Source organism: Nocardia sp. NPDC005998 (genome assembly GCF_040614395.1).
In the GTDB taxonomy this organism is placed as follows: domain Bacteria; phylum Actinomycetota; class Actinomycetes; order Mycobacteriales; family Mycobacteriaceae; genus Nocardia.
This window is the reverse complement of the sequence record NZ_JBEXUI010000032.1, coordinates 84,270-96,025: the sequence shown is the minus strand read 5'-3', so window position 1 is coordinate 96,025 and position 11,756 is coordinate 84,270. Positions and strand designations below refer to the sequence as shown.

The following is an 11,756-nucleotide window of genomic DNA, read 5'->3' as shown; positions in this document are numbered from 1 at the left end:
TGCTGGTGGGGCGATGGTTGCGGTGGGTGCGTCGGAGGCCGACGTGCTGCCGCTGCTGGCAGCGGGTGCCGGGTTGCGCGGGCAGAGCAGGCCGCCTACGTGGTATTCACTTCGGGGTCGACCGGTGTGCCGAAGGGGGTTGTGGCGACCCATACCGGGTTGACGGGACTTGTTGCCGCAGCCGCTGATTCGTCCGGGGCCGGACCGGGATCGCGGGTCCTGCATTGTTTGAATCCGAGTTTCGACGCCTCGCTGCTGGAGTTGCTCGGCGCGTTCTCGGTCGGTGCGACACTTGTGGTGGCGGAGGGGGACCACACGGCCGGTGGTGAGCTGGCGCGGCTGGTCCGCGACTTCGGCGTGACGCAGATGTATTCGACGCCAGCGGTATTGGCGACCCTGCCCGCTGGTTCGTTGGACGGGGTGCGATCGCTGTCTTCCGGCGGTGATATCTGCCCGCCGGAGTTGGTGGCGCGGTTCGGGGTCGGGCGGACGCTGCGGAATTCCTATGGGCCGACCGAGACCACGGTCGCAGTGACCTTCACCGAGCCATTGACGCTGGCGCGCCCGTCCGGCTTGGGTCGGCCGGTGCCCGGGGCCGGATTGCTGGTGCTGGACCGCTGGTTGCGCCCGGTGCCGATCGGGGTCGCCGGTGAGCTGTATATCGTGGGGTCCGCGCTGGCCAGGGGCTATGCAGGGCGTGCGGCAATGACCGCGGAGCGGTTCGTGGCCGATCCTGTCGGCCCGGCCGGAACTCGGATGTACCGGACCGGTGATCTGGTCCGCTGGCAGGCCGGTCGGCCGATCGATCCGAGCGGCAACGGGGCGTCCGAGCGCGCGGATTCGGTGCTGGAATACCTGGGCCGCACGGACTTCCAGGTGAAGCTACGCGGTATGCGGGTCGAGCCGGGTGAAGTGGACGCCGTGCTGGACGCCCATCCGGGAGTCGAGATCGCAGTGACGGTATTGCGGCGCACCGACGCGGGCGGATCGATATTGGCATCGTATGTGGTTCCGGTTGTGCACCGGGAAAACCCGGTGCGCCTGGATATTTCGGCGGTGCGCGAGTACTGCGCACACCGGCTGCCGGGACATCTGGTGCCTGGATCGATCACGGTATTGGACGCGCTACCGCTGACCGGCAATGGCAAGATCGACCGCCGCGCCCTGCCGGAACCCGAACCGGCCGATACCGCCCCGGTGCGCGCGGCGGGTACGGCAACCGAACGCACGCTGTGCACGATGTTCGCGGAGATCCTCGGCACGCCTGCGGTCGACGCGGAATCGTCGTTCTTCGCCCTCGGCGGCGATTCGATCATGGCGATCCAACTGGTGTCCCGTGCTCGCGCCGCGGGCCTGATCTGCACGCCCCGCGATGTTTTCGAGCACCCGACCCCCGCCGAACTGGCCGGATTCGTCACGACCCGGGCCGAGACCAGTCCGGTGCTGCACGAAGTACCCGGCGCGGGCATCGGCCGGGTACCCCGCACGCCGATCGTCTCCTGGCTGCTCGAACAGCCGACCGACATCCGTCGCTTCGCCCAAACGATGGTCCTTACCCTGCCGGTCGGCATCGAGCGAACGCCGCTGGTGCGCACCGTGCAGGCCGTGCTCGATCGGCACGACATGCTGCGCGCCATCCTCGTGAACGGCGAGCTCGAGGTCCGTCCGGTCGGTGCGGTCGATGCCGACACCCTGCTGGTCCATCCACCGGAACGGGTCGGCGTCGCGCGGGTGATCGCGGAAGCCACGGATCGTCTCGATCCGGCGCATGGGGTAATGCTGGCCCTGGTGTGGCTGGATGATGGACCGGGGCGGGCCGGTCGCCTCGTCGTCGTCGCGCATCATCTGGTGATCGACGCGGTGTCCTGGCGGATCGTGCTGGCCGATCTGATCGTCGCGTGGGGGCAGATCGCGGCGGGTGCGGAGCCGGTGCTCCCACCCGTCGGCACGTCGATGCGGACCTGGGCGCACGCACTGGCCGTGGTCGCCGCCGACGATTCCGTGGTCGACGAGTTGGCCTACTGGTCGACGGTGCTCGCCACACCCGATCCGCCGATGCGCGGTCGCGGCCTCGACTCCGCAGACGGGATGTCACGCGGTCATCGTGTTGCCGAGGCACATGGTGACTTGATGCGCACACGCGTTGCGGACGATGAGCGTGGTGCCTCGCCGGGCAGAGACGATGCTGCGCTGTCCGAGCGCCGCGAGCTGGACACTGCGGTGCCGAGCGGGCACGGTGATGCGGCCGTCGGGGCGCGGCAATGCGATGCTCGCGACGGCGACCCGGTTGTGCTGCCCGGTCGGGTCGATCCCGAGCTGCCCGGCAGGCGCGAGCGGACCGAAGTGCGGCTCTCGGTCGAGGTGAGCAGGACACTCGTCGAGCGGCTGCCGGAGGCGTTCCGGTGTGGGGTGGAGGAGGCGTTATTGAGCGCCCTGGCGACCGCGGTGACGCGGTGGCGCGGGGACCAAGGGCCGGTGTTGGTGGGCGTTGAGCGGCTCGGGCGCGATGAGGGGTTGGTGCCGGGGGCGGAACTTTCGCGGACGGTGGGTTGGTTCACCGGTCAATTCCCGGTGCGGTTGCATGTCGCGGCGGCGGGTGCGCCCGCTGCGACATTGCAGGCGGTCAAAGAGCAACTGCGTGCGGTACCGCGTGGCGGTATCGGATTCGGGTTGTTGCGGTATCTGAATCCGGTTGGGCGGGAACAGTTGTCAGGGCAGTGGCCACAGCTCGGGTTCAACTATCTCGGTCAGGTGGCTGCCGTCGGTACGGGGACGCCGTGGCTGCCGGATTCGATTGTCGATGCTCTGGGCAGTGGGGATCAGGAACTGCCCGCGGCCGGTGCGGTCACGATCGATGCCGTGACCGTAGAGACCGCCGACGGGCCGGTCCTGCAGGCGGTTTGGCAGTTCCTGCCCGCGGTGCTGGATGGTGCCGAAGTGGATGTGATCGCACGGCAATGGATATCGGAGCTGACCGCGCTCGCGGACCTGCTGCGCGCACCGGACGCGGGTGGATTCACCCCTTCGGATCTGCCGCTGGTATCCGCCACACAACAGCGGATCGAGGAATGGGAGTCGCGGTACCCGGCATTCGAGGATGTGTGGCCGCTGGCACCGCTGCAGCAGGGACTGCTGTTCCACGTGCAGCTGGCTGCCGGTCGCACCGACGGGTACTCGGTGCAGACGGTGATCCAGTTCGAGGGCCCGGTGGACGCCGCGCGCCTGGCGCGGGCCGCCGACGCGCTGGTACGGCGGCACCAGGTATTGCGCACCGCATTCCTGGCCGGGGACGATGCGCCGGTCCAGCTGGTACTGGCGCAGGCAACCATGCCGTGGACCTATATCGAGGCGGCTCCGGCGGACTACGACCGACTCGCCGACACGGAACTGGCGACACCCTTTGTCCCGGATCGGCCACCGCTGCTACGCATGCTGTGCGTTCGGTGCGGCGAGGACGACGTCCGGTTGGTGATCACGAATCACCATCTGATCCTCGACGGCTGGTCGATGCCGCTGCTGTTCGGCGAGCTGCTCGCGCTGTACGAAACAGACGGCGATAGTTCGGCATTCGCGCCGGTGGTCTCCTATCGCCATTACCTGGAATGGCTCACGGCCCGAGACGATGCGGCCGCCCGCGCCGCATGGGCCGATGCGCTGGACGGTCTGGCGGGACCGACCCTGGTGACCGTCGGGCGGTCCGCCATCGACTCGGCACCGAAATCCACGCACAAAATCGACGTTGCGTTGACCGCATCGAATGTGTCCGCGCTCCACCGTATTACCGCTGACTATGGCGTGACGCTCAATACGGTCGTGCAGGTCGGGTGGGCGTTACTGCTGGCGGAGTTGACGGGTGAGCACGACATCGTCTTCGGGGCGACCGTGTCCGGACGTCCGCCCGGTCTAGCAGGGGCCGAACGCATTGTCGGCATGCTGGTGAACACCATTCCGGTCCGGATCACCCTCGCCCCCGACGAGTCGGTCGCGGGCCTGCTGGCGCGCGTGCACCGCGAGCAGGCGGCGCTGCTCGAGCAGCACACGGTGGGGCTCACCGATATTCAGGCGGCGGCCGGGATCGGCCAGCTGTTCGATACCGCGCTCGTCTTCGAGTCGTATCCGGTGGATGCGGCGGCACTCATGACCGCCGCGCAGCGGGCCGCACTACGGATCAGCGGGTTCCGCGCCCATGACGGTACGCACTATCCGCTGTCGCTGGCGGCGCACGGCAGGGACCGTCTGCGTCTGGTGCTGAACAGTTCGGCGCGGTATTTCGATGCCGCCCAGACCAACCGGCTGGCGGATCGGCTGACCCGGATATTCGTGCGCATGGGGGCGGATCCGAACCAGCTGGTCATCGGGATGAGCGGAGCCGAGCCCGGCGATGTGCTGCGTGCGCGTCCGCAGCCACTGCTGCTGCTCCCCGATATCCTGGCGGGCGGAATGCGGCCGGATCGGGTTGCGATACGTTATGGCACAACGGAATTGACCTACCGTGAACTCGACGAGCAGTCGAATCGATGGGCCAGGGTCCTGATCGATGCCGGTGCGAAACCGGAAACCGCTGTGCTGCTCGCGGTGCCACGCTCACCCGAATGCATGATCGCGGTCTGGGCCGTTGCGAAGACGGGCGCGGCATTCGTACCGGTCGATTCGACACAGCCCGCACAGCGTCTCGCGGATATCGCCGCCGACTGCGGCGCGCTATGCGGGCTGTCCGTATCGGCGGTGCGGGATCGGCTGCCCGATTCGCTGTCGTGGCTGCTGCTCGACGATCCGGCCGTCGCGGCCCGCACGGCAACTCCGCTGGCGCGCCGGCCATTGCGCGCGGGGCATCCGGCCTACATCGTGTACACCTCCGGCTCGACCGGAGCGCCGAAGGGCGTGGTGGTCACCCATGCCGGGCTGAGCGGGCTGGTGGCCGGTACCGCCGCGCACATCGGAGCCCGGTCCGGTGACCGCGTACTGCACTGTATGAACCCGAGTTTCGATGCCGCCATCATGGTGTGGCTGTCGACCTTCTACTGCGGAGCGACCCTGGTCATCGCGCCGCCAGCGGCGAGTATCGGTGCCGAACTGTCCGCGGTGATCATCGAATCCGCCGCTACTCACGTATTCATACCGCCCGCAGTGCTGGCCACGGTGCCCGCGACCGCGATGGCCGGGGTGCGGGTGCTCGTCATCGGTGGCGAGCCGTGCCCGCCCGACCTGCCCGCGCGCCTCGGCAACGGCCGGATAGTGCTGAACTCGTATGGTCCGGCGGAAACGACAGTGGCGGCGACCTGCACCGGACCGTTATGTCCGGACGAGCCGGTGGATCTCGGCGCACCACTGCCGGGAACCGGTCTGGCCGTGTTGGATTCGTGGTTGCGGCCGGTCCCGCTCGGCGCGACTGGCGAACTGTATGTAATGGGGCCTGGACTGGCTCGGTGCTATGTCGGACAGCCAGGGCTGTCGGCGCGGCGGTTCGTGGCGAACCCGTTCGGCGCGGCGGGCGAGCGGATGTACCGCACCGGCGATCTGGTCCGTCGCAGCTCCCGACGGCGACTGGAGTACCTGGGGCGCAATGACTCCCAGCTGAAAGTGCACGGCATCCGAGTCGAGCCGGGTGAGGTCGACGCCGTGCTGCGCAAGTGCCACGGGGTCGAGACGGCGATCACGATACCGCGCCGAGGCCCGGCCGGAGATCAGGTGCTGGCCACCTATGTGGTGCCGACCGGGGATGCCGTCCTGACGGCGGCACAATTGCGCGAGTACTTGTTGCACCGTCTGCCGAGATACCTCGTGCCCACGACTATCACCGTGCTGAGGAAGCTCCCGCTGACCGCGAACGGCAAGGTCGACCAGCGTGCACTGCCCGAACTCGAACCGGCGGTGGCCGATTACGTCGAGCCGGTCGGCCGGGAGCACATTGTCGCCGATATCTTCGGTGCGGTGCTCGGCCGCGAACGGGTCGGCGCGGGCGATGACTTCTTCGCACTCGGCGGCGATTCGCTATCGGCGACCAGGGTCGCGGCGAGGCTCGGCTCGGCCCTGGTGACCTCGGTGCCGGTCGGCCTGATCTTCGAAGAACCGACGGTACGGGCGCTTGCCGCGGCACTCGGCGACACCGCCGCGATGGACACCACCGGTCTGCGCCGTGGGCAACGGCCACAGCGGATTCCGCTGTCACCCGCGCAGCAGCGGATGTGGTTCGTCAACCAATACGATCCGGATTCCGGCGCCTACAACGTACCGATCGCACTGCGCCTTACCGGCCAGGTGGATCCGGCAGCCCTCGAAGCCGCCATGCGTGACGTGCTGGAACGGCACGAATCACTGCGGACCAGGTATCCGGCCCGCGACGGTGTCGGATATCAGGTCATCGTGCCAACGGATTCCGCTGTGCCGGAGCTGGTTCCGATCGCTGTCGCCGATAAGGAACTGCCCGGCGCGATCATGGCATGCGTCGGTGCGGGATTCGATGTGACCGCCGCGGTGCCGCTGCGCATCCGGCTGTTCCAGCTCACACCGGATACCCAGGTACTGGTGGTGGTGATCCACCACATCAGTGCCGACGGCCTATCGATGGGCCCACTGGCCCGCGATGTCATGACCGCCTACGCCGCCCGGCGGCATGGCGCGGCACCCGACTGGACCCCGCTTCCGGTGCAGTACGCCGACTACACCCTCTGGCAGCACGAGCGTCTCGGTTCCGAGCGGGATCCGGAATCGCCACTGGCACAGCAGATCCGGTATTGGACCGACACACTCGACGGACTTCCCGACCAATTGCCGCTGCCCGCCGATCGCCCCCGCCCGGCAACCGCATCACTGCGGGCAGCCACGATCTACCGCGAGCTCGGTGCCGAACTCACCGCCGGGCTCGACGCGCTCGCCAGCGCGAACCAATGCACCCGATTCCAGGTACTGCACAGCGCACTCGCGGTCTTGTTCGCGCGACTGAGCGGCACCACCGATATCGCCATCGGCACCCCTGTCGCCGGGCGCGGCGCCGCCGAACTCGACGATGTGGTCGGCATGTTCGTCAATACCCTGGTGCTGCGGACCGAAATACATGCCGCGGAACCATTCATCGAGCTACTCGGTCGAGTACGGCGCATCGACCTCGACGCGCTCGCCCACGCCGATGTGCCCTTCGAGCGGCTCGTCGATCTGCTCGAACCCACCCGCTCGGCGGCCAGGCACCCCTTGATCCAAACCATGCTGGTGTACCAGAACCTCGCCCCGGTCGAACTCGCACTGCCCGATCTGCGCGGCGAGGCACTGGAACTCGATCAGCGCAGCATCCGTTTCGATCTGAGCATCACGATGGCGGAGACCAATTCGTCCGGACTGGGGATCCGGATCGCCTATGCCACCGATCTCTTCGACCGCGCCACCGTCGGGCAGCTGGCCGAGCGCTGGCTGCGGGTGCTGCGCACGGTGGTGGCCGATCCCACGGTACCCGTCGGTGATATCGAATTGCTCGCACCTGCCGAGCACCGAGATCTGCTGGCGCGATGGACCAGGACCGCGCAAGCACCGCGCGTTCTCGCCGACCTGCTCGCGGATGCGGTCGCCGCGAATCCGGCGGGCGTCGCGGTGGTCGACGGCACCGCGACGCTGACCTATGCCGAACTCGATGCGCACTCGAATCGGCTGGCCAGAGCGCTGATCGGGGCGGGTGCGTGCCCCGAGGCATTGGTCGCGGTGGCACTGCGCCGCTCACTCGAGTCGGTGCTCGCGGTCTGGTCGGTCGCCAAAACCGGGGCGGCCTTCGTACCCATCGATCCCGGCTACCCGGCCGAGCGGATCGAACAGATCATCGCGGACTCGGGTGTAGCACTCGGCATCACCAGGAGCGCGATCGGGCAGCGTCTGCCCGGTGCTGTCAGGTGGCTGACCCTCGATGACCCCGAGGTCATCGAATCTCTCACCACCACATCGGATTCGCCGATCGAACCCCGACGGATATATCCAGCGCACCCGGCCTACGTCCTGTTCACCTCCGGCTCGACCGGCCGACCCAAGGGTGTCGTCGTCACCCACACCGGACTCGCCAACCTTGCGGTGACACAGCGTGATCGCAACGGCACCACCAGCGCCTCGCGCGTCCTGCACGTCGCCTCCCCGAGTTTCGACGCCGCGGTCCTGGAACTCCTGATCGCCGTCGGCGCGGCAGCGACCCTCGTCATCGCGGGACCTAGCGCCTTCGGCGGCCCGGAACTCACGGAACTACTAGTGCGCGAACGCATTTCGCATATCGCCCTGACACCGTCGGCGCTCGCCTCGATCGACCCGACCGGATGCGACGAACTACGCGTGATCATTACCGGCGGCGAACGATGCCCGCCCGAACTGGCCGCGCGCTGGAGCGCGCCGAATCGCCTGCACTTCAATGATTACGGTCCCACCGAGACGACCATTTGGGCGACCGGCAGCAACCCGCTGCGCACGGGCGCGGAGGTCACCATCGGCGGCCCCATCGCGGGTATGACCGCGCTGGTGCTCGACGACCGGCTACACCCGGTGCCCGAAGGCGTTGCCGGTGAGCTGTACCTGGCGGGCATCGCACTGGCCCGCGGCTATCACGGGCACGGCGGCCAGACCGCGACACGATTCGTCGCCGATCCGTACGGCCAGCCGGGTGAGCGGATGTACCGCACCGGCGATCTGGTGCGCTGGCGCGGCCGCGACCTGGACTACCTCGGCCGCTCGGATCAGCAGGTGAAGCTGCGCGGTCTGCGCATCGAACTCGGTGAGATCGAATCGGCGCTACTCACCGACCCAGCGGTGGCTCGAGCGGCGGTGTGCGTGCACCACGATCCAGCGGTCGGCGAACTGCTCGTCGGCTATATCGTCCCGATGCCGGATAGTGAATTCACTCCCGACATCATCAAGAGCACTGTGGCACAGCGCCTTCCGTCGTATATGGTGCCCGCGCTCGTCATCGCGCTGCCCGAGCTGCCGCGCACCGCGAGCGGAAAGCTCGACCACCGGGCGCTGCCCGCACCAGACCTGCGCGGCGGTCGATACCGCACGCCCGAGACGCCTACCGAACGAGTGGTTGCCGAGACCTTCGGCGAATTGCTCGGAGTCGCGCGCATCGGCCTCGATGACAATTTCTTCGCCCTCGGCGGCAATTCACTGATCGCCACTCGCATTGTCGCCCGGCTCGGTGCTGCACTCAATGCCCGGATTCCGGTTCGCGCCGTCTTCGATGCTCCCACTGTCGCCGATCTCGCCGACGCGATCCGGGCCGGGGCCGCCCCACCTGGCCCGCGGCCCGGACCGCGCAACCGACCCCGGCACACCCCACTGTCGGCGGCGCAGCGGCGCATGTGGTTCCTCAATCGCTACGATCCGTGCTCGGCCGCCCAAAATGTGCCGATCGCGGTCGAGGTCAAGGGTGAGCTGGAACTGGACGCGCTCCGGGCGGCCATTGCGGATGTGGTGGACCGGCACGAATCGCTGCGCACCGTCTATCCGGTGGATGCGGTGGGCGACCCCTATCAGGACATCCTCCCGGCGGCGAAAGCCGTGGTACCGGTGGTGTTGGCCGATATCGGCACGCAGAACGCGGTGGAGCTGACCATCCGCGCCGCCGCCCAGGGTTTCGATCTGACCCGCGAAATGCCGGTGCGCGTCTGGCTGCTGCGCCTCGAGCCGCAGCGCTGGATCCTCACCGTCGTCATGCACCACATCGCCTCGGACGGTTGGTCATTGGCGCCGCTGACCCGTGATGTGCTGCTGGCCTACGCCGCGCGGCGGGTCGGTGGCGCACCACAGTGGGCACCATTGCCCTTGCAGTACGCCGATTACGCACTGTGGCAGTACGAATTGCTCGGTGCCGACGATGATCCCGACAGCGCGGCGCACCGGCAGTTGGAGTACTGGCGCGGCGCGCTGGACGGACTGCCGGAAGTGTCGGCGCTGCCCACCGACCATCCGCGCCCCGCGGTGGCCAGCCACCGTGCGGGCATGGTCGAGTTCGATATCGATATCGCTGTGCAGCAACGGATTCGGGAGACCGCACGCTGGCACGGCGCGAGCGTATTCATGGTGGCGCATGCCGCCCTCGCCGTATTGCTCGCCAGGCTGTCCGATGCGGCGGATGTGGCGATCGGTTCGGTCACCGCCGGGCGCGGTGACGGCGAACTCGATGACCTGGTCGGCATGTTCGTCAATACCCTGGTGCTGCGCACCCGGGTCGAACCGGACGCGACCTTCGAAAACGTACTCGCCACAACCAAAGACGCCGATCTGGACGCCTTCGGCAATGCCGATCTGCCCTTCGAGCGGCTGATCGAAGTGTTCGCACCGGCCAGGTCGACCGCGCATTCGCCGCTGTTCCAGGTGATCCTGGCGTTCCAGAACTTCGATCGCGAACCGGTTCGCCTGCCCGGCCTGGAGATCGCTCCGATGTCGCTGGCCGCGGTCGGCGCCAAATACGACCTGGAGTGGATGCTGGCCGAGGAGTTCGACGCCGATGGCGCACCCGCCGGGATCACCGGAGCGCTGACCTTCGCCCGCGACCTGTTCGAGGAGACCACCGCGCAGACCTTGGCGCGCAAATTCGTTCAGGTACTCGAGGAGGTGACCGCGGACCCGTCCGTGGTCATCGGCGACCTCGATGTCACCGCACCGCCGGGCACAGTCGTGCACCGGGCTCCGCCGACGACCATGCGGCGTACCGACCTGCCGTATCGCCCCCCGGTCACCAGCACCGAACATCTCGTGGTCGAGGCCTTCGAAGCCGTGCTCGGCGCGGACCGAATCGGATTGGACGACAACTTCTTCGAACTCGGCGGCACTTCCATGGTCGCCATCCGGCTCGTCACCGAAATCCGCGAGCGCAGCGGCTTCACCATGCCGGTGCAGTGGATGTTCGGCGAACCGACCCCCGCCGTCCTTGCCCAGCGCATTATCGAAGGGGAGCAGCCAGGGGTCGATCCGGCACTGCGCACCGTGCTGCCACTGCGTGCGGCGGGCACGGGTCCCGGCCTGTTCTGCGTCCATCCCGCGATCGGATTGGCGTGGTGCTACGCCGGTTTGGTGCAATACCTCGACGGTGACCACCCGATCTACGGCCTACAGTCACCGGCCCTCGCCGAGGGTGTCCGACCCGATATCACCCTGACCGAACGCGCCGCCCGCTACGTCGACCAGATCCTGCTGACTCAGCCCGCGGGCCCCTACCGCGTGCTCGGCTATTCCGCCGGCGGCCCGATCGCGCACGCCGTCGCCGTTGCACTCCAGCGTCGGGGCGCCGAGGTATCGGCCCTGGTCATCATGGACGGTCGTGCCGATGTGGAACCGGAGAGCGCCGTCGAGATGCCGCCACCGCAGGCACTGCTCGCCGAATTCGGCGGCATCGATCCCGTACTGCTGGGCACCGGTGATACCGACGCCGCGCTCGCCGACCGCGCTGCCGAACTGCTGCGCGCCGCCGGCGGCACCTTCGCGGACCTGACCCCGGCGGATCTCGAACACCTCTACTACGACTACCAGCAGCTGATCCGGGAAGGCGCCGACTACCATCCGCAGGTCTTCGACGGTGACCTGATCTTCTTCAGCGGCATCAACGGCCGACCGGGCGTCGTCCCGAATGCGGAAACCTGGCGGCACTACGTCACCGGAAGCATCGTCGACCACCAGGTCGGCGAGGAGCACAACAGGCTCACCGGCCCCGAAGCTCTCGCGGTGATCGGCCCGATCCTCGCCGACTACCTGCGCTGATCTTTTCGAGCGACCCGCAAGCGATCGCTACCGCTGAT

1 protein-coding gene is annotated in these 11,756 nt (G+C 68.0%); it reads left to right on the top strand.

The window, feature by feature from the left end; genetic code table 11:
- Nucleotides 1-11,718, top strand: an 11,718-nt coding sequence (locus ABZ293_RS31675; protein ID WP_355186640.1) for an amino acid adenylation domain-containing protein, incomplete at its 5' end; no start/stop codon positions are given.
- Nucleotides 11,719-11,756: the final 38 nt, after the last annotated feature.